The following is an 18,808-nucleotide window of genomic DNA, read 5'->3' as shown; positions in this document are numbered from 1 at the left end:
TCGTGCAGCCCCTCCGGGTTCGAAAGCAGAATGTCTTTGACGGCAGCGCTGGTCGATTTACCTTCTGTCTTGGTCATGGTGGCGTTCCTTCCAGGAATCGGTGACGTTGAACATCACCAGCCTGCCATGACCGCCCTCTCTCAGCGAATTTGCAGAACTCTCAGCACACTACCCCCTCCCCCTTGTGGGGAGGGATCAAGGGTGGGGGTATTCGTAGGGCGAAGACCTGGGCGTGGAGGACCATTCCCCATGACCAAAATTTCATGTGATCACGCGACCGTGTTCGTGTTCTTGCCTTGGTCATCCCTTATATGCTGCACTGCAATATAAGTCCGCTGCCGTCGAACCCGCCCGATTTCCGGGCGGAATGAGGCAGCAGCGACCAAACCGAACAGGAACGCCATGACCAAAAACGGCAAGGCGGAGGAAACGAAGAAGATCAACATCGCGCTGCAGGGCGGCGGCTCGCACGGGGCTTTCTCCTGGGGTGTACTCGACCGGCTGCTGGAGGATGGCAGGCTCGACATTTCAGCCGTGTCCGGCACCAGCGCCGGCGCCATGAATGCGGTGGCGCTGGCCGATGGTTTTGTGCGCGGCGGCGTCGAGGGTGCACGGCAAAAGCTCGACGATTTCTGGCGCGCGGTGGCGGCCAAGGGCCGCTTCAGCCCGGTGCAGCGCATGCCGTGGGACGTCGCCTGGGGAAACTGGTCGATCGAGAACACGCCCGGCTATTTCTTCTTCGACACCATGTCGCGAGTGTTTTCGCCCTATGTCGCCAATCCGCTGGGCTTGAACCCGCTGCGCGACGTGGTCGAGCAGGAGATCGATTTCAAAAATGTTCACGCCTGCAAGTCGATGGAGCTGTTCATTTCGGCGACCAATGTCGAGACCGGCCAGCTGCGCGTCTTTTCCGACGGCGAGATCGACCTCGACACGGTGATGGCCTCGGCCTGCCTGCCGCAATTGTTCCGCGCCGTCGAGATCAAGGGCGTGCCCTATTGGGATGGCGGCTATGGCGGCAATCCGGCGCTGTTTCCGTTCTTCAAGACGGCGGCGACGGAGGATGTGCTTTTGGTGCAGATCAATCCGGTGGTGCGCGAGGGCACGCCGAAAAGCGCCAACGAAATCCAGAACCGCATCGACGAGATCACCTTCAATGCCGGGCTGCTGAACGAATTCCGCTCGATCGCCTTCGTCAAGGAGCTGATCGCCGCCGGCCGGCTGCCGCCTGGCGAATACCGCGACATCCGCATGCACCGCATCGATGCCGACGAGGCGTTCAAGGATCTGTCGGCGTCGTCCAAGGTCAACGCCGAATGGGCTTTTTTGACCTATTTGCGCGACCTTGGCCGCATAGCGGCGAGCGACTGGCTGGAGGAGAATTACGACGCCGTCGGCAAGCGGCCGACGCTCGATCTTTCCGGCGAACTCGATGACGGCTTCAAACCGGTGCGCGGGCCGGCACCGGGACGGCGGGTGAAGGAATTCCTCGCCGCCCGCAAGAAGCCGGAGGCGGAACGCCGGCGGGCCTGAGTCCGCCCGGATCGATCAAGACGATCAGCGAAGTGTTCGGCAAATCGGAGTAGCGCCGATGACTTTCCGTCCCGGAACAACGGTTGCGTGTGACGGTATACAAAATCATACTGACGCCTGCTGCCATTCACTGAGTGGCTACGCAGGTCGCGCCCACATTTGAGCGTCAAAAACTAGTGCGGGCACAGGGGGATGTCAGTGCTCAAAACGCCTTGAAAACAAAGCGCCTCCAACATCCGTATGGTTCCGAGACTGTGGTTCCGCCGCCTGACGGGGCGCCGATAAAACCGTTTCCGTTAGCCACACTACGCCTGCCTTGCGCAATGCCCCTGCAACTTTTCGACTGTATTGCGATGCAACTTTGATGTAGAAGCGCGGCTTCGCCGTTCACGGCAAATTGAACACGGCCTGGCGCGCACCCATATCGGCGACGCGCCCGAGTTGGAAGACACGGTAGCTGTTAGACGACGGACACCCTGTTGGATAACGACTTGGCCGAACCCCGCAGTGGAAAAAAATGATGCCGAAGATCAGGTTTCACAAGCTTGCCGCTATTGTTGTGCTCATCGGCTTCGCGGCCTGGATGGGAACAGGCGCGTTCTCGTCCGTCGGCAGCGCCGCTGTCGAAGGTGCTGGCAAGGCAGGCGATCAGGCCAAGCCGGGCGATCAGGCCAAGGCGCCGGATGCAGCCAAGGCGGCCGAGGCCGAACCGAAGGCGCCGCTGCGCACCGTCGCTGTGGTGACGCCGCCGCGCAAGACCTATGCCCGCGCCATCCGCATTTCCGGGCTGACCGAGGCCGACAAGCGCGCCGTGCTGGCGACGCGTGTCGCCGGCGTCATCGAAAAGCTGCCGGTCAAGCAGGGCGATCACGTCAAGACCGGCGATCTGGTGCTGATGCTTGCGGCGGAAGAAAAGATCTCGATGGTCGACAATGCCAAGCAACTCGTCGTGCAGCGCCAGGCTGAACTCGACGCATCGCTGCGGCTCATGAAGACCGGCAATCTGCCCAAGCTGCAGCTCGACACGGCGCGTTCGAACCTGACCGCTGCGCAGTCGCAGCTGGAAACGGCGCAGGCCGAGCTCGACCGCAATCTGGTCAAGGCGCCCTTCGACGGCGTCATCGACCGGGTGCCGGTGGAGCTCGGCAGTTCCGTCATGCAGGGCGGCGAGGTGGCAACCATCCTCAAGCTCGATCCGGTGATTGCGCGCGGCGAAGTCAGCGAACGCGACCTCGGCTATCTCAAGCTCGGCGACAAGGCCACTGTCCGGCTGGTCAGCGGCCAGACCGTCGAAGGCACGGTGCGCTACATCAGCCGCGACGCCTCGTCGGCCACCCGAACCTTCCGCGTCGAGATCGCCGTGCCCAATGCCGATGGCTCCGTGCCGGCGGGCATGACGGCCGAGATTTCGCTCAGCGCGCAGCCGACCGATGCCGTCATGTTGCCGCGCTCCGTGGTGACGCTGGGCGACAAGGGAGACCTCGGCATCCGTGCCGTCGACAAGGACAACAAGGTGGTGTTCTTCCCGATCGACCTCGTTGACGACTCGCCGAAGGGCCTCGTGCTTGGCGGCATTCCCGCCGATGCCCGCGTCATCGTCGCCGGCCAGGAACTCGTCAAGGAAGGCGACGTCGTCAAGCCGGTCGAGGCCGACCAGGCGACCATCCAGAAACTGTTGGGCGAAGCGACAACGCAGTAGCGCCGGGTGGCCCCGGACGGGGGCAACCGGCCGCAATGCGCTCCTGAAATTTTGAGAACAGGCCATGGATATCGTCAAACTCGCGATCAACAATGCCCGGCTGACCATTGCGGTGCTGGTGTTCCTGCTGCTGGCGGGCTGGGTCGCCTATCAGTCGACGCCGAAGGAAGCGGAACCCGACGTTCCTACCCCTTATGTTTATATAAATGTCGCCTATCAAGGCATTGCGCCCGAAGACGCTGAAAGACTTCTGCTTAGGCCGCTGGAGGCAAAGCTTAAGAGTCTTAAGGGGTTAAAGGAGATGAAATCATCCGCCTATCAGGGCGGCGCCTTTGTCTTTCTTGAGTTTCTGCCGTCTATAAAAGTCGACACCGCGGTGACAGATACACGCTCGAAGGTTCAGGACGCGAAGGCTGACCTGCCCCAAGCGGCAGAAGAACCGGTTGTTACCGAGGTCAACATTTCCGAGTTTCCCGTCCTGGTCGTCACGCTGTCCGGCGATGTGCCCGAGCGTGTGCTTACGGCGGCGGCGCGCGAACTGCGCGACCGCATCGAGGAAGTACCGGGCGTTCTTGAGGGCACCATACAAGGCGCGCGCGACGATCTTGTCGAAGTCGTCATCGACCCGATGAAGCTGTCCTCCTACGGCCTGCAGCTCGACCAGTTGATCGGCGCGGTCGGCGCTTCCAACAGCCTGGTCGCCGCCGGCAATATCGAGGGTTCGGAAGGCAAATACGCGGTCAAGGTGCCGTCGCTGATCGAAACACCAGAGGATGTGGCGTCGCTGCCGGTGGTTGCCGGACCCAATGCCGTCGTCCAGGCCAAGGACATCGCCACGATCCGGTCGACCTTTGCCGATGCCACGACCATCACCCGCCTCAACGGCAAGCCGGCCATCGCCATTGAAGTCAAGAAGCGCATCGGCGCCAATCTGATCGACACGCTGGCCAAGGTGCGGGAAGTGTCCGACGCCTACGTCAAGACCATGCCGGAAGGCATGAACATCACCTACACGCAGGACAAGTCCGTCTTCGTCAACCAGCTGCTGGGCGACCTGCAGAACCACGTGATGATCGCCGTCATCCTGGTGTTCATCGTCATCCTCTATGCGCTGTCGGGACGCGCCTCGCTGCTGATCGGGCTTGCCATTCCGTCATCCTTCCTCATCGGCATCCTGCTGCTTGCGATGATGGGCTACACGATCAACATGATCGTGCTGTTCAGCCTTATCCTGGCGGTCGGCATGCTGGTCGACGACGCCATCATCGTCACCGAATTCGCCGAACGGCGCATGGGCGAAGGCATGCCGAAGGCGGAAGCCTTCACGCTGGCCGCCAAGCGCATGGCCGGTCCGGTCATCGCCGCGACGATGACGCGCATCGCGGCGTTTTCGCCGCTGCTGTTCTGGCCCGGCATCATCGGCGACTTCATGAAATACATGCCGATCACGCTGATCGTCACGCTGTCGGCCTCGATGCTTTATGCGCTGGTGTTCGCGCCGACGCTGGGCGCGCTCTTCGCCAAGGCGCCGGAGCATCACGAGGAACACAATCGCGACGGCTGGTACATGGCGCTGGTCAAGCAGGCGGTGCGCTTCCCCATCACCGTGCTGGTGCTTACCGCCGTGCTTTTGACCGGCGTTGGCTTCGCCTATTCCAAATACGGCGCCGGCGTCGAGTTCTTCCCCAGCGTCGAGCCCGACTACGGCCTGCTCTATGTGCATGCCCGCGGCAATCTCTCGCTGGCCGAAATGGATACGGCAACCAGGATCGCCGAAAACCGGCTGCTCGGCTGGCCCGGCGTGAAATCGGTCTACACCCGCGTCGGCAAGACGCAGGGCGGCGGACAGGACGTGCCGGAGGACGTCGTCGGCGTCATCCAGTATGAGTTCATCGACTGGCGCGAGCGCAAATCGGCGAACAATATCCTGGATGAGCTGCGCACCGTCATGGCCGGCATTCCCGGCGTCGATGTCGAAGTGCGCGTGCCGGAGGCCGGTCCTCCCACAGGCAAGGCGGTCCAGCTCCGGCTTTCAGCCATCGATCCAAAAGGGCTTGACGACCAGGCCCGTGCGGTCGCGGCGCGCATCGCCAAGGTGCCCGGCGTCATCGACGTTTCCGACGGCCTGCCGCCGCCCGGCGTCGACTGGGCGCTCGAGGTCGACCGCGCCAAGGCGGCGCAGTACGGCATCAGCCCGACCGCGGTCGGCACCGTGGTGCAGTTGGTGACCAATGGCTTGAAGCTCTCGGAATATAGGCCCGCCGGCGCCGACGACGCCGTCGACATCAGGCTGCGCCTGCCCGAAGACCGGCGCACGCTGTCGACGCTCGATGAGCTCAGGGTGCAGACCGCGCAAGGCTCGGTGCCGATCTCCAACTTCGTCGTGCGCAAGCCGGAGCCGACGGTCGGCATCCTCAACCGCATCGACGGCGCCCGCACCGTGGTCGTCCAGGCCAACGTCGCCGCCGGCACGCAGGTCGCGGCGGTGCAGGCGGAGGTGACCAAGGCGGTCACCGACATGAAGCTCGACAACGGCATACGCTGGAAGCTCGCGGGGTCGAACGAGGACAGCGCCGAAGCCAGCGCCTTCCTCGGCAAGGCCTTCGGCGCGGCGATCTTCCTGATCTTCCTGGTGCTGTTGATGCAGTTCAACAAGTTCACCAGCGTGCTTCTGGTGCTGTCCTGCGTGGTCATGGCGACGATCGGCGTGTTCCTGGGGCTGCTGCTGACCGGCGAAGCGTTCGGCATCGTCATGTCGGGCATCGGCGTCATCGCGCTGGCCGGCGTGGTGGTGAACAACAACATCGTGCTCATCGACACCTATGACCGGCTGCGCGAAGAGGGCTGGGACAAGATGGAAGCGGTGCTGCAGACCTGCCGCGAACGTGCCCGCCCGGTGGTGCTGACGGCGGTCTCGGCCATCCTCGGCGTGCTGCCGATCGCCTTTGGTCTCGGCCTCGAAATCTTCCATCACGAGACGACGATCAACGCGCCGTCGACGCAATGGTGGATTTCGCTGTCCTCGGCCATCGTCTTCGGCCTGTCCTTCGCCACGCTGCTGACGCTGGTGGTGACGCCGTCGATGCTGATGATCTTCACGCGCAGCAAAAACAGCCGCTTCTACGCGTTCTTCCGCCGGCTGTTCGGGCGCGACAAGAAACGGGATGCGTCCACGGGGCCGAAGCCGGGTCCGCTCGATGAGCCGGCAATCGCCTTCCCGAAAGCCGCGGAATAGCTGCATTCGACCTGTCGGACGAAAGGCCGTCCGGAACAACCGGGCGGCCTTTTGCATTGTCCCTCATATCCGACCAGCAAGGCGAGGGACTCTTAATGACCGTCAGCACCATCCTCATCATTGTCTTGATCCTGATCCTGATCGGCGCCGTCCCGGCCTGGCCACACTCGCGCTCCTGGGGTTATGGGCCGTCCGGAATAGTCGGCGCTGTGCTGGTGGTGCTGCTGATCCTGGTGCTGATGGGCAGGGTTTGATTGGGGCAAGAGACCTCTGCGATCAGCGCGTCCTCGCCCGATGAAGTGCTGGCAATAGGCATACGGCGGCGCCTGCCCCCACTCCGGCCGCTGCACGGCCACCTCTCCCCATGTCCATGGGGGAGAGGAAATGCCAAGCTTTTCAAGGCAGCGACCTCGGCGGTTAGCATTTCCTCTCCCCCACGAATGTGGGGGTAGAGGTGGCTGGGCGAAGCCGAGACGGAGTGGGGGAGCTCCCAATGCGATTGGCCCGAAATCGAGATGACGAGCACACGCTGTGCCCCCTTGGCCACCCCGCTCCCTTGCGTATACGCTGCGCTCACCACAATCACCGAGGGAGCCATCAAGGTGAACACCGCCAACTCGCCCAGACCCCTCGCCGAGATCGCCAGCTATCACGCCCACATCTACTATGACGGGCAAGCCGAGCGGCAGCATGCCGAATGGCTGCGCCTGCGCATCGGCGAACGCTTCCGCGTGCGACTGGGCAACTGGCGCGACGAGCCGGTCGGCCCGCACGAGCAACCCATGTACCAGATCTCCTTCGCCACCGAGATTTTCGCCACGCTGGTTCCGTGGCTGATGCTGAACCACGGCGGCCTCAGCATCCTCATCCACCCCAACACCACCAACCCCAAACGCGACCATCTGGTCGATCCGATCTGGATCGGGCGAGTGCTGGGGGTGCATGGGGATGTGCTGGGTGAGGATGACGAAGCGGAAGAGGCGCTGGAGGTGAATACGGAGCCGACGTTGGTGGCTTAGGGAGGGCGTTCTGCAAAGTAGAGACTTGGCCCATGGAGACGCGTTCACCAATAGCCCAGTTCAGGCATGCATGACCGGCCGCTTTACGCCTCAAGCCGTATCCTATGCCTTCATCATTGCTTCGTCGAAGATGCCGAACCAGCGTGGGGCCGTTGGAGCGATGGACCGTCGATGGATGGCAAGGGAGAGTTCTCCCTGGTCGCCGGTACGCCGAGGCGGGGCCGCCGAATAGGCAAAAGATTGCAATACAGGACGCAGCCGGCACTCGGTTCCCGCGGAGTCGGGCGCACCGGTTCGTACGGGAGCAACTGGCGCTCCGCACGAGGGACAGGGCAACTCACTGGTGACTGGGTGCGTGCCTGACGAAGCCCTTCGTTTCGGCTGAGATAAATGCTCTCACTTACGGAACATCGCAGGTTCGTCGAAGTTGGAAAGCTACGGAGGACGTGCACATGAACAGTGTCATCTATCTTATCGGCCTTATCGTTGTCGTGCTCGCGGTCCTCTCCTTCCTCGGTTTTCACTAGGTGGCCTCATGCAGCATGAGAACGATCAGGGCGGACAGCCCACCGATTTCGACAAGGCGAAAAGCGACGTCTCCGACAGACTTCGCCAGGAAAATGAGCGTGCCAGCGAGTTGCTTCACGACGCGCGGGACGAGGTGACCCGTAAGGCTGGCGACTATGCATCTGAAGCCACGCAGGTCATCTCCGACAAGGCGGAGGAGGCGCAGCGCGACATCGGATCGAGCTTGGCGGCGTTGGGTGGTGCACTGCGAGCGGCCAGCGATCACCTTGCCAGCAACGATGAAAGGAACGCATCGAAATTCGCTTTGGATGCTGCCAGTGGCCTTGAGCGGCTTTCATCGTCCTTGAAACAGAAGCCCTTTAGCCAAGTCCTTGATGACGTGCAGTCCTTCGGCCGGCAAAATCCCGGTGTCCTGCTTGCGGGATCGGTGTTGGCCGGATTGGCTCTCGGGCGGTTCATCAAGGCTTCTCCGCCGGCAACGCCCGATTCTGAGGCCGCTCCGGGAGGCCTCAGATCACACACCGATCAGCCACAGGGTTGGTCCGCTGATCGTCCACAAGATTTTGGCGTGGTCGGCGATGATGGCGCCACGCAGATCGCGGAGCAGGACAGATGAACAACCAGGACAATCCCAGCCTTGCCGGGCTAGTCACCGATTTGGCCCAGAATGTAACCACTCTGGTGCAAACCGAGGCGAGGCTGTTTCGGGCCGAGCTCTCTGAAAAGCTTACCAAAGCCGGAGCAGGTGCCGCGGAAGTGCTGGGCGGCGCGATTTGCCTGCTCGCCGCGCTCTTGGTGTTGCTGCAGGCGCTCATTATCGCACTGACGCGGGCAGGGCTTGGCGCGGGGTGGTCTTCCCTGCTGGTCGGTGTGGTCGTGGCGGTCCTCGGCGTCATCCTGCTGCGGACCGGGACGGCCAGCATGGCGCCTTCGGAACTTACCCCCGACCGGACCCAGGGACAGCTGAAGCGCGACGCGAGCGCGATTAAGGAACAGGTGAGATGAAAGAGAAATCCGCAGCCGAACTTGAACGCGAGGCCGAGGGGGCGCGCGCCCGGGTGATGGAGACCGCCGAATCCATTCGAGGCAAGATGACGCCGGGACAATTGCTGGATGAGTTCACCGGGCTGTTCTCGGGAGGGGAGAGCGCGGCCATGCTCAGCAATCTCAGAACGCAGGTCCGAGACAATCCTTTGCCGGTCACCATGGTGGGCGCAGGTCTGGCCTGGCTGATGTTCGGCAGCGGTGCCTCAAACACCGCCCACCGTTCGGCTGGCTATCCATTGCCTTCAGCGCCGGGACGACATGATGTAGCAGGGGAGCGCGGCGGTTTGGGCGGCACGCTCTCCGACGCCGCGGAATCGCTCTCCTCAAGCGCTACCAGCGTCGGCGACACCATATCGAGCACCGCAAGAGCCGCTGCGGCGGGTCTGACGGGAAGCGCTGCCAATGCAAGCTCGACGACTGGGGACATGGCGGCGAAAGCCAGCCGCTCCGCGCAAGATCTGTTGGAGGACCAACCCTTGGCCGTAGCGGCCGTCGGTCTCGCCATCGGCGCCGCTATAGGTGCAATGCTGCCCCATACCGCAACGGAGGACGAGCAACTAGGCGCCTATGGCGACAAGCTTCGCGATTCCGCCGAAACTTTGCTCAATAGGGGCCTCGATGAGGCCAAGCAGGTCGCCGCCGAAGCCTATGAGACCATCAAGCAGGAAGCTGGCCGGCAAGATATGGAAGCAGACACGATAGCCGATCAGCTCGGCGAGATCGTGAAGTCCACAGCAGACAAGACCGAGCATGCCGTGCGCGAACGAATTTCCGATACGTCTCAGCGCCAAACCTAGCTTGATGATCCTGGATCAACGATAGCCGGCCTCTCCAGAAAGGGGCCGGTGTTGTCCGTCAAACGGTGACCCGCTCGAGTCACTTCAGAGCCGTGTGCGGACTGATGTCCCTTGCCGATAGTAATCCAGCGGATCAGGTTCTCTGGATTGTTGGCCAACCCGCCGCCGATAAGACGCGGTCAGCAAAACTGGCATCTAGGCGAGGACCGACATTGCACTTGAAGTTCGCAGACCGAGGATGCCGGTCCGCTCTGGGACGTAGGGCGACACCCCACTTCACCCCCCAGCCAGCCGCGGCAGCAGAAAAATCTCCGCCCCCGGCGGCAGTTCCTTCGACCACGTATCGCGATAAATCGTCCCGTCGATCGCCACCGCGATGCCCTTCTCGATCCAGGGCTCGATGCCGGGATACTGTTCAGCCAGTTTCCTGAACAGCTCCCTGATGTCCTTGGCCTCGACCTCGACCTTGCTCTGGCCGCCGGCGAGCTGGCCCAGCGCGCCCCAGAGCGTCACTTCGACCATTAGGGCAAGAACCTCATTTTCGCCCTAGCCTCCCCGTTCCGCCTCGATCGCGGCGAGAACCCGTGGCGGCGACATCGGGATGTGGGTCATGCGCACGCCGGCGGCGTTCGAAACCGCGTTGGCGATCGCCGCCAGCGGCGGCACGATCGAGGTTTCGCCGACGCCGCGCACGCCATAGGGGTGGTTGGGATTGGGTATCTCGAGGATCTGCGTGTCGATCATCGGCAGGTCCGAGCAGACCGGGATGCGGTAGTCGAGGAAGCCGGCGTTCTGGAGACGCCCATCCTTTCCGTAGATGTACTCCTCGTTAAGCGCCCAGCCGATGCCTTGCGCGGCGCCGCCTTGGTACTGGCCCTCGACATAGGTGGGGTGCACCGCCTTGCCGGCATCCTGGATCACCGTGTAGCGGATCACCCTGGTCGAGCCGGTATCGGGGTCGACCTCGATGTCGCATATATGGGTGGCGAAGGAGACGCCGGCGCCGTCGGCGACGAGCTCGCTGTGGCCGGCGATCGGCCCGCCGGTCTTGCCGGACGCGGCGGCGATCTCCTTCAGCGACAGGGCTGCAAGATTGCCGTACTTCTCGCCCTTGGCGATGGCGTGGCCGTTTTCCCAGACCACGTCGTCGACGGGGATGTCCCACGTCTGGGCGGCGCGCTCACGCAGGATCTTGATGGCGTTGCGGGCGGCCGAGATGGTCGCCATCGAGGACGAGAAGGTGCCGCGGCTGCCGTCGGTCATGTCGTTGTAGCCGAGCGAGGACGTGTCGGCGACCACCGCCTTGAGCTGGGCATAGTCGATGCCGAGCTCCTCCGCCGCCACCAGCGACAGCGACGCGCGCGAACCGCCTACGTCCACCGTGCCGACGGCCAGCGACACCGAGCCGTCCATGCCGATGTTCAGGTCCACGCAGGTCTGGCCACCGAAGTTGAACCAGAAGCCGCAAGCCATGCCGCGGCCCTGGTTCTTGCCCAGCGGGGCCTTCATGTGCGGATGGTGCTTGGCCGCCTCCAGCGTCGGGCCGATGCCGATCGGGCCGTAGACCGGGCCATAGGAGGACCTGGTGCCTTCCTGCGCGGCGTTCTTGATGCGGAACTCGACCGGATCCATGCCGAGTTCCTTGGCCAGCTCGTCGACGGCACTTTCCACCGCGAAAGCCGCCATCGGTGCGGAGGGCGCGCGGTAGGCCGCGGTCTTCGGCCGGTTGACCAGCACTTCGAAGCCGACCGTCTTGACGTTGTCGAGCTTGTAGCAGGCGAATGCCGTCATGGCGCCGATCTCGGCCCAGGTGCCGGCATAGGGACCGCTGGTGTAGCGCAGCGTCGCTTCGGCGGCGGTGATGGTGCCGTCCTTGCGAGCGCCGATCTTCACGTCGATCGAGGTGGCGCTGGTCGGACCCGAGGCGCGGAACACCTCGTCGCGGGTCATGACGAGCTTCACCGGCCGTCCCGCCTTGCGCGACAAAGCCAGCGCCACCGGCTCGGCCCAGACATGGGTCTTGCCGCCGAAGCCGCCGCCGATTTCCGACGAGGTGACGCGCAGCTTCGAGGCTTCCAGCCCGAGCAGTTGCGCGCAATGCTGGCGGTAGACGAAATGGCCCTGCGTGCAGACCCAGAGGTCGGCGGTGCCGTCGGACGAGACGCTCGCAACGCAGGCGTGCGGCTCGATATAGCCCTGATGCGTCTGTTCGGTCTTGAAGGAGCGCTCGACGATGACATCGGCGTGGCCAAAGCCCTGATGGACATCGCCATGGCCGAACTGGCTGCGCTTGGTGACGTTGGACGGCTTTACCGGCTTTTCCTCGAGACCCTCGGTGAAGATCGTGTCGTTGATCAACGGCGCGGTGTGCTTCATCGCCTCGTCGACATCGGTCACATGCGGCAACAGCTCGTATTCGACCTCGATGAGCTTCAGCGCCTGCCTGGCCGTGCGGGCATCGACGGCGGCGACCGCGGCCACGGCGTGGCCGTCATAGAGCGCCTTGCCGCGCGCCATGCAATTGTCGAGGACGTCGTACATGGCGGCATCGCCATCGGTGAGATCGGGCAGGTCGGCGGCGGTGATCACCGCTTTCACGCCGGCGAGCTTTTCCGCTTTCGAAGTGTCGATCTTGAGGATCCTGGCATGCGCATGCGGGCTGCGCAGGACACGCCCGACCAGCTGTCCCGCCATGTTGAAGTCGGCGCCGTAGCGCGCGCGCCCCGTCACCTTGTCGACGCCGTCGGGGCGGATGGGCCGCGTGCCGACGGAGGAGAATTTGCGGCCCGAAAAGCGTGGATCGAAGTTCATGCGTGCGCTCCCTTCATCACATTGGCCGCATCCTGGACCGCGCGCACGATCTTGTCGTAGCCGGTGCAGCGGCAGAGGTTTCCGGCGAGGCCGAAGCGGATTTCTTCCTCGGTCGGATCGGGGTTCTTGGCCAAAAGGTCCTTCGCCGCGATCAGGAAGCCCGGCGTGCAGATGCCGCATTGCAAGGCTGCATGCTCGAGGAATTTCTGCTGCAGCGGATGCAACTGATCGCCATGCGCCATGCCCTCGACGGTTTCGATATGCCGGCCTTCGGCTTCAGCGCCAAGCACAAGGCAGGAGCAGACCAGCCGATTGTCGAGAATGATCGAGCAGGCGCCGCAGTCGCCGGTGCCGCAGCCTTCCTTGGCGCCGGTCAGCCCGAGCCGATCGCGCAGGACGTCGAGCAACGTCTCGTCGGGCTGGCAAAGGTATTCGACGTGATCGCCGTTGATTGTCGTTGAAACTGCTACACCGGCCATCATTTGCCTCCTGCGCGTGCGTAGGCGGTCGTCGCGGCCCGTCCGGCCAGCACGCCCGCAACTTTTCGTCTGAACTCGATGGTGCCGCGCTTGTCGTCGATGGGGCGGCAGGCCCCAGCGCAGATCTTGGCGAGCCGCTCAAGTGCCGCCTCGTCCAGCTTCCTGCCGATGAGAGCCTCGGCTGCTTCTTCCACCAGAAGCACGGTCGGGGCCGCGGCGCCCAGCGCGACGCGCGCGGCCGTGATGACGCCATGCTCGTCGAGCGACAGCTTCACGCCGGCGCTGACCACGGCGATGTCCATCTCGGTGCGCGGAATGAACCTGAGATAGGCGTCGCCCGAACGCGGCTCCCGCTTGCCGAGCAGGATCGCCTCGACGATCTCACCCTTGGTGAGCGAGGTCTTGCCGGGCCCGATCGGCACGGCCTCGACAGGAATGGTGCGCTTGCCCGAGGGGCCGGCAACCACGGCCTTGGCGGCGGCGGCCACCAAGGCCGGGACGCTGTCGGCGGCCGGCGATGCGTTGCACAGATTGCCAACGATGGTGCAGCGGCCCTGGACCTGTTTCGAGCCGATCAGCTTCGACGCTTCGACGACACCGGGCCAGGCCTTCTTCAGAACCGAGCTCTCGCCCAGGACGGCGCAGGGGACGGTGGCGCCGATGCTGAAGCCGTCGGCCGTCTCCCTGATCTCGCTCAAGCCCTCGATCGCCTTGATGTCGACGATCAGGTCGGGATCGACAAACCCGCCCTTCATCCGAACGAGGAGGTCACTGCCTCCAGCGAGAATGGCTGATGTGCCGGAAGCGTCGGCCAGCAGGCCAACGGCGTCTTCGATTGAAAGCGGACGTATGTAACGCATCGTCTCCCCTTGGTGATGGTGATCTCGCCGACCGTTATAAACAGTCTCCTCATAATGACCATCCGGTTGCTGATTTCCAGCGATTGGGCCAGCACCGCGAGAGAGATTTTTGTCTAAAGTCTTTGTTTTGATGCATGTCGTTGTCCCAGAACCGCGCACACTTCTGGGCGACATGCATTTAAGCGGCGTCTTTTGCATTGTCGAGGCTGATGCCGATGTCCTTCAATGCCTCGGCCACGGCCTCGTCCAGCGGCGTGTGCGGGACTTCGCCGATGATGCTTGCCAGCCGGTCGGACACGAGCCGGTGCGGTTCGAAGCGCAGATAGGACATCGAGACGATCTCGCGCCACATCGCCACGAACGGGCTGCCGGCGCGCAGCACCCACCACGGCATGAAGGTCAGTTTCAGCGGCCGGCCAAGCGCCTTCTCGGCCGCGGCCTTGATGTCCATGTCGGTGACGGCGTGGCCGGGGAAGTTGAGCGCCTCAAAGAAGCCGAGCTTGCCCTGATTGCGCGCCAGGCCGACGAAGCCGATGGCGAAGTCCGGCAAATAGGCCCATTCGTGCACGAGGTTGGCAGGGCCAGGCGCGGTGTAGACGCCCTTGCTCATCTTGGCGGCGACGACGAGGTCGAACCATGATCCGCTGCCGGTGCCGCCGAAGAAATCGCCGGCGCGCAGGATGATGGTGCGGACGCGGCCGGCATCGGCCTCGCGGCGAAACAGCGCTTCCATGGCGCAGCGGATGCGGCCCTTCTCGGTGGTCGGACGGAATGGCGTGTCTTCGGTGACCACCTCAGGCATCGGCGAGCCGTAATTGTAGACAGTGCCGGGGAAAAGATGCAGCGCGCCATTGGCATGGCAGGCGGCCATGACGTTCTCCGCCATTGGCAGACACTTGCCCCAGTCGGTGTAGATCGGGTTGAGGCCGTTGAAGATGATGTCGACGCCTTGCGTGGCGCGGATCAGCGCCTCGCGGTCGAGCGCATCGCCGGCGACGGCGGTGGCGCCCTTGAGTTCGGCTGGGACCTTGCCGCTGCGGGTGACGGCGCGGACGTCGAAACCGGCGTCGATGAAGGCTTTGCCAACCACGCGGCCGAGCCGGCCATTGGCCCCCAGAATTGCGATCTTGGTCATTTTTCTTCTCCGTGTTGGTGTTTGCACGGCGAATATGATGCCTCCATATGCGAATGAAAATTGACTATCAATGCAGCTTTGTTATTCATAAATGAATGGAAGACATCGACTGGAACCTGATCAAGAGTTTCGTCACCGTGGCGGAGACCGGCAGCCTGTCGGCCGCGGCGCGCAAACTGTCGGCCAGCCAACCGACGCTCGGGCGTCACATCGGTGAGCTCGAACAGGCGTTGGGCGTCACCTTGTTCCGGCGCGGGCGGCGCGGCTATGCGCTGACGGAAGCAGCCGCCACGCTGTTCGAACGCGGCAGAGCGGTGAGCGAGCAGGCGAGCGCGTTCGCACTATTGGCATTGGGCTCGGTCGAGGCGATCGAAGGCACGGTGCGCATTGCCGCCAGCGAGGTGGTGGCGGCCTATGTGCTGCCGAAGATGACGGCGCGGCTCGGCATCGAGGAGCCCGGCATCGAGGTCGAGATCGTCGCCTCGAACCAGGTCGAGAACCTGCTGCGAAGGGATGCCGACATCGCCATCCGCATGGTCAAGCCGGCGCAGAACGAGCTGACGGCGCGCAAGGTCTGCGATATCAAGCTCTGCTGCTGCGCGGCGAAATCCTATCTCGACCAGCACGGCCGCCCGCTCAAGCCCGCCGATCTTCTCGACCACCCGCTGATCGGCTTCGACCGCAGCGACGAGATGATCCGGGGCTTTACCCAAGCCGGCATCCCCGTCACCCGAAGCAGCTTCCGCTTCAGGGCCGACAACCAGATCGTTCTGTGGGAAGCGCTGCGGGCGGGAAACGGCGTCGGTCTTGGCCAGGAGCCGCTGGCCGACAGCGACCCGTCGCTGGAGAAACTGCTGCCCGGCCTGCCACTGCCCAGCCTGCCGGTGTGGCTGGCCATGCATCGCGACGTGCGCACCAGCGTGCGCATCCGCCGCGTAGCGGATTTCCTCTACGAGGAGCTGAAGCGCTATTCGGCGGGGGCGGCCGCGAATTCGGCGCGGTGAGCGAGCCCGGCCATCAAAAGCACGACGATCAACAGCCCCGACATGGCGACGAAGATCGGCCCGAAGCTGGAATGCTCGGCGACGAAGCCGATCGCCGACGGCGCCACCAATATGCCGGAATAGCCCATGGTGGTGACGACGCTCATGCCGGTGCCCGACGACATGCCTTCCTGGTTGCCGCCGGCCGAGAAGATGATCGGCACCATATTGGCGATGCCGAAGCCGCAGAGAGCAAAAGCCGCGATGGCGATCCAGGGCGAAGGCGACAGGCCGGCGACCAGCATGCCGGCGGCGGCGACCACCGCCGAGCCGCGCAGCGTCGCCACCGCGCCGAAGCGGTTGCGCACGCCGTCGCCGAAGAAGCGCATGACCGCCATGACGCCGGAGAAGGCGGCGTAGGCAAGGCCGGCGATGGCGAGGTCGGCGCCGAGCTCCTGCCTGAGATAAAGCGCTGCCCAGTCGAGCACGGCGCCCTCGGAAATCATCGTCAGCAGCGCCATCAGCCCGACCAGGTAGACCAGCGGGTTGGCCGGCAGCGTAAATTTGTGATGTTCGGCCGCCTGCGGCTTGTCTTCGGCGATGAGGTAGCCGACCGCCACGGCAATGACGGCAAAAGCGATGATCGTGACTACAGCCGCATGGGCGAGGTGGCCGTAAGTCTGGATGGCGTAACCGCCCAGACCGCCACCGGCGAAACCGCCGAGGCTCCAGAAGCCGTGCGAGGACGACATGATGGCGCGGGACAGCCTGCGCTCGACCACCACGGCATTGGCGTTCATGGCGACATCCATGCCGCCGATCGAGCCGCCGAAGATGATCATGGCGATCGACGCCAGCGGCACGTTGGGCGCCAGCGCCACGACCAGCAGGCCGAGGCTGCCGCACAGGCCAAACCAGCGCAACACGGTGCGCGAGCCATGCCTGGAGATCAGATGGCCGCACCAGCTCATGGCCGCGACCGCGCCGACGCCGAACAGAAGGATCAGCAGACCGAGGGTGAATTTCGAGATGTCGAGCCGGGTCAGGAACACCGGAATCTGCGGCGCCCAGCTGCCGGTCAGGAAGCCGTTGCCGAGGAAGATGCTTGCTACAGCCCATCGCCCGCGAATGGCGCTCTGCATGGTGTTTTGCGCGTTCATGGCCCGAATCCGGTCAAAGAATGGCTTTGCGCGGCAAATTAGATCGATTCAATTTCTCGTCAAGCGCTTGGCTGCGAAAAGCTTGTGGGCCACATCTAAGGGGAAACCATTGGGCAGCGTTCCTTCGCGCCCCCCCTCTGTCCTGCCGGACATCTCCCCCACAAGTGGGGAGATTGGCGGCTTCGGCGCCTCGCTTATTCTTGCACCGCTGGCGATTGGCTAGAGCCTGCGTGACGGCCAATCTCCCCCCAAGTGGGGGAGATGTCCGGCAGGACAGAGGGGGGCGCTGTCCCGCCGACGTCAATCCTGTGAACCGCGCGCTACTTCAATGATCCCTCGGCCGCCTCGCCTCGAATTCCGCCTTCTTGGCGTCCGAAGCCTCGGTCTGGTTCAGCGCCTGCCATTGCGCATAGGGCATGCCGTAGACGATTTCGCGCGACTGGTCCTTGCCGAGATCGACGCCCTCAGCCTCGGCCGCTTCGCGATACCAGTTCGACAGGCAGTTGCGGCAGAAGCCGGCGAGGTTCATCAGGTCGATGTTTTGCACATCGCTGCGCTCGCGCAGATGATCGACCAGCCGGCGGAAGGCCGCGGCCTCGAAATCGCGTTTCTGGTCATCGCTGAGTTCGGTCATTGCCTTGGATCCTCACAGCGGCCCGGTGCGCGAGCCGAACATCTTCACCTGATGTATATCGGGACGGCGGTCGATGGCGTCAACGATCGGCGCCAGCCGTTCCGTCCAGGCCAGCGCCCCCTTGCGGTCTGATATCAGGTCCTGGCGGATCTCGATCAGCGCATGGGCAAAGCCGTTGACGATGGCGTGCTTGAACATGGTGTCGCCGCGCAACGCGCCGTCATAGGGTTCATTGTCGCCGACGACGAGGTTTTTATCCTGCGCCAGCATGTCGATCAGCGGCCGCGCCACGCGGTCGTCGAGGTCCCACAATATGCCGACATGCCAAGGGCGGATGAAGCCCTGCATGACAGGGGTGAAGGAGTGTACGGAGAAGATGAACGGCGCTTTGCCTGAGGCGTGCGCCACCGACGCGATCATGGCGCCGACCGCGTCCTGATAAGGCCGGTAGAAGCCGTCGAGCCGCCTTTCGCGTTCTTGCGGCGCCATAGGGTAGTTTCCCGGCACGACAGTGCCGTCATAGAGCTGGCGGATCAGCGTCGGGTCGTCCTCGCCGCGATTGGGATCGATCAGCAGCCGCGAAAAATTGGCGATCACCGCCGGCACGTCGAGCGCTGCGGCCAGTTCGCGCGTCACCGTCTCGACACCGATGTCGTAGGCGATATGGCGATCGAGTTCCGCCGCCGGCAAGCCGAGACTGCCATACTCCTCCGGCAGGTCGCGGCGGGCATGGTCGGCGACAAGCACGATGCCTCGCTTGCGGTCGCCTTCGACGATATCGAAAGGCGCGAAAACTGTGGATCGGGTCATTGGCTGGAAAGGTCTGTTCGCTGGCTTCCGGGGAGGGTGGTATCGTCATTCCCACGAAGAGGACGGTTGCGCAATGCC

General features: G+C 63.7%; 17 protein-coding genes. 9 read left to right on the top strand and 8 right to left on the bottom strand.

Translation table 11 applies throughout. The features are described 5' to 3' along the window. Positions 1-402: 402 nt before the first annotated feature. From NKI15_RS13965 to NKI15_RS13930, 8 genes are all read left to right on the top strand, one after another. The gene (locus tag NKI15_RS13965) at positions 403-1,533 is read left to right on the top strand and encodes a patatin-like phospholipase family protein (protein WP_023727617.1); all 1,131 of its coding nucleotides are present in this window, start codon (positions 403-405) and stop codon (positions 1,531-1,533) included. Between the two features lie 520 nt (positions 1,534-2,053). Beyond that, on the top strand, positions 2,054-3,232 hold the full coding sequence (locus NKI15_RS13960) for an efflux RND transporter periplasmic adaptor subunit (RefSeq protein ID WP_023708563.1): 1,179 nt from the start codon (positions 2,054-2,056) through the stop codon (positions 3,230-3,232). A gap of 64 nt (positions 3,233-3,296) precedes the next feature. Further along, positions 3,297-6,467: an efflux RND transporter permease subunit gene (locus tag NKI15_RS13955; protein ID WP_023707270.1), complete on the top strand. Its 3,171-nt coding sequence runs from the start codon at positions 3,297-3,299 to the stop codon at positions 6,465-6,467. A 95-nt stretch (positions 6,468-6,562) separates the two neighbouring features. Next, positions 6,563-6,721, top strand: a complete 159-nt coding sequence (locus NKI15_RS13950; RefSeq protein ID WP_023707271.1) for a DUF3309 family protein — start codon at positions 6,563-6,565, stop codon at positions 6,719-6,721. A gap of 348 nt (positions 6,722-7,069) precedes the next feature. Next, positions 7,070-7,486 carry a DOPA 4,5-dioxygenase family protein gene (locus tag NKI15_RS13945; protein ID WP_245261171.1) on the top strand — a complete coding sequence of 139 codons (417 nt, stop codon included), beginning with the start codon at positions 7,070-7,072 and terminating at the stop codon, positions 7,484-7,486. A 535-nt stretch (positions 7,487-8,021) separates the two neighbouring features. Next, positions 8,022-8,630 (top strand): hypothetical protein, encoded by a 609-nt coding sequence (locus tag NKI15_RS13940; RefSeq protein WP_023696785.1) that lies wholly within the window; start codon positions 8,022-8,024, stop codon positions 8,628-8,630. Then, positions 8,627-9,019 carry a phage holin family protein gene (locus NKI15_RS13935; protein WP_023693628.1) on the top strand — a complete coding sequence of 131 codons (393 nt, stop codon included), beginning with the start codon at positions 8,627-8,629 and terminating at the stop codon, positions 9,017-9,019. Before NKI15_RS13940 ends, NKI15_RS13935 begins: the two co-directional genes overlap by 4 nt. A gap of 56 nt (positions 9,020-9,075) precedes the next feature. Beyond that, positions 9,076-9,858: a hypothetical protein gene (locus NKI15_RS13930; protein WP_245261172.1), complete on the top strand. Its 783-nt coding sequence runs from the start codon at positions 9,076-9,078 to the stop codon at positions 9,856-9,858. A 276-nt stretch (positions 9,859-10,134) separates the two neighbouring features. Here the strand turns inward: NKI15_RS13930 and NKI15_RS13925 are convergent, their stop codons facing one another. The 5 genes from NKI15_RS13925 to NKI15_RS13905 form a co-directional block, all read right to left on the bottom strand. Then, the gene (locus tag NKI15_RS13925; protein ID WP_023684042.1) at positions 10,135-10,380 is read right to left on the bottom strand and encodes a MoaD/ThiS family protein; all 246 of its coding nucleotides are present in this window, start codon (positions 10,378-10,380) and stop codon (positions 10,135-10,137) included. A gap of 24 nt (positions 10,381-10,404) precedes the next feature. Next, positions 10,405-12,669: a xanthine dehydrogenase family protein molybdopterin-binding subunit gene (locus tag NKI15_RS13920; RefSeq protein WP_023706258.1), complete on the bottom strand. Its 2,265-nt coding sequence runs from the start codon at positions 12,667-12,669 to the stop codon at positions 10,405-10,407. Next, positions 12,666-13,148 (bottom strand): (2Fe-2S)-binding protein, encoded by a 483-nt coding sequence (locus NKI15_RS13915; RefSeq protein WP_023684040.1) that lies wholly within the window; start codon positions 13,146-13,148, stop codon positions 12,666-12,668. Before NKI15_RS13915 ends, NKI15_RS13920 begins: the two co-directional genes overlap by 4 nt. After that, positions 13,148-14,008 (bottom strand): FAD binding domain-containing protein, encoded by an 861-nt coding sequence (locus NKI15_RS13910; protein ID WP_023816392.1) that lies wholly within the window; start codon positions 14,006-14,008, stop codon positions 13,148-13,150. The genes NKI15_RS13915 and NKI15_RS13910 overlap by 1 nt, the downstream gene beginning before the upstream one ends. Before the next feature lie 178 nt (positions 14,009-14,186). Then, complete coding sequence (locus NKI15_RS13905; RefSeq protein ID WP_023834960.1) at positions 14,187-15,143, bottom strand: SDR family oxidoreductase; 957 nt, start codon at positions 15,141-15,143, stop codon at positions 14,187-14,189. Positions 15,144-15,238: 95 nt separating this feature from the next. On the opposite strand from NKI15_RS13905, the gene NKI15_RS13900 reads away from it, so the two are divergent. After that, positions 15,239-16,147, top strand: coding sequence for a LysR family transcriptional regulator (locus tag NKI15_RS13900; RefSeq protein ID WP_352514803.1), 909 nt, complete (start codon positions 15,239-15,241; stop codon positions 16,145-16,147). Here NKI15_RS13900 and NKI15_RS13895 read toward each other — a convergent pair. The 3 genes from NKI15_RS13895 to NKI15_RS13885 all read right to left on the bottom strand — a co-directional run bounded on the left by NKI15_RS13895 (position 16,111) and on the right by NKI15_RS13885 (position 18,730). Continuing rightward, positions 16,111-17,286 carry an MFS transporter gene (locus NKI15_RS13895; RefSeq protein WP_352514802.1) on the bottom strand — a complete coding sequence of 392 codons (1,176 nt, stop codon included), beginning with the start codon at positions 17,284-17,286 and terminating at the stop codon, positions 16,111-16,113. The genes NKI15_RS13900 and NKI15_RS13895 overlap by 37 nt on opposite strands. 325 nt (positions 17,287-17,611) lie before the next feature. Further along, on the bottom strand, positions 17,612-17,920 hold the full coding sequence (locus tag NKI15_RS13890) for a DUF1244 domain-containing protein (RefSeq protein ID WP_023673120.1): 309 nt from the start codon (positions 17,918-17,920) through the stop codon (positions 17,612-17,614). Positions 17,921-17,932: 12 nt separating this feature from the next. After that, on the bottom strand, positions 17,933-18,730 hold the full coding sequence (locus tag NKI15_RS13885) for an N-formylglutamate amidohydrolase (RefSeq protein ID WP_023806504.1): 798 nt from the start codon (positions 18,728-18,730) through the stop codon (positions 17,933-17,935). Between the last annotated feature and the right edge of the window lie 78 nt (positions 18,731-18,808).

The sequence above is a fragment of the Mesorhizobium sp. M0862 genome (genome assembly GCF_040319795.1).
GTDB lineage: Bacteria > Pseudomonadota > Alphaproteobacteria > Rhizobiales > Rhizobiaceae > Mesorhizobium.
The sequence above is the reverse complement of the archived record's forward strand: the minus strand, read 5'-3'. Positions and strand labels throughout refer to the sequence as shown.

Bases quoted from the DNA above. Each gene is read 5' to 3' on its own strand.
- NKI15_RS13900 (WP_352514803.1), top strand. From the start codon at position 15,239: ATGGAAGACATCGACTGGAACCTGATCAAGAGTTTCGTCACCGTGGCG.
- NKI15_RS13885 (WP_023806504.1), bottom strand. From the start codon at position 18,730: ATGACCCGATCCACAGTTTTCGCGCCTTTCGATATCGTCGAAGGCGAC.
- NKI15_RS13950 (WP_023707271.1), top strand. From the start codon at position 6,563: ATGACCGTCAGCACCATCCTCATCATTGTCTTGATCCTGATCCTGATC.
- NKI15_RS13895 (WP_352514802.1), bottom strand. From the start codon at position 17,286: ATGAACGCGCAAAACACCATGCAGAGCGCCATTCGCGGGCGATGGGCT.
- NKI15_RS13910 (WP_023816392.1), bottom strand. From the start codon at position 14,008: ATGCGTTACATACGTCCGCTTTCAATCGAAGACGCCGTTGGCCTGCTG.
- NKI15_RS13960 (WP_023708563.1), top strand. From the start codon at position 2,054: ATGCCGAAGATCAGGTTTCACAAGCTTGCCGCTATTGTTGTGCTCATC.
- NKI15_RS13915 (WP_023684040.1), bottom strand. From the start codon at position 13,148: ATGGCCGGTGTAGCAGTTTCAACGACAATCAACGGCGATCACGTCGAA.
- NKI15_RS13920 (WP_023706258.1), bottom strand. From the start codon at position 12,669: ATGAACTTCGATCCACGCTTTTCGGGCCGCAAATTCTCCTCCGTCGGC.
- NKI15_RS13930 (WP_245261172.1), top strand. From the start codon at position 9,076: ATGGAGACCGCCGAATCCATTCGAGGCAAGATGACGCCGGGACAATTG.
- NKI15_RS13965 (WP_023727617.1), top strand. From the start codon at position 403: ATGACCAAAAACGGCAAGGCGGAGGAAACGAAGAAGATCAACATCGCG.
- NKI15_RS13955 (WP_023707270.1), top strand. From the start codon at position 3,297: ATGGATATCGTCAAACTCGCGATCAACAATGCCCGGCTGACCATTGCG.
- NKI15_RS13935 (WP_023693628.1), top strand. From the start codon at position 8,627: ATGAACAACCAGGACAATCCCAGCCTTGCCGGGCTAGTCACCGATTTG.
- NKI15_RS13890 (WP_023673120.1), bottom strand. From the start codon at position 17,920: ATGACCGAACTCAGCGATGACCAGAAACGCGATTTCGAGGCCGCGGCC.
- NKI15_RS13940 (WP_023696785.1), top strand. From the start codon at position 8,022: ATGCAGCATGAGAACGATCAGGGCGGACAGCCCACCGATTTCGACAAG.
- NKI15_RS13925 (WP_023684042.1), bottom strand. From the start codon at position 10,380: ATGGTCGAAGTGACGCTCTGGGGCGCGCTGGGCCAGCTCGCCGGCGGC.
- NKI15_RS13905 (WP_023834960.1), bottom strand. From the start codon at position 15,143: ATGACCAAGATCGCAATTCTGGGGGCCAATGGCCGGCTCGGCCGCGTG.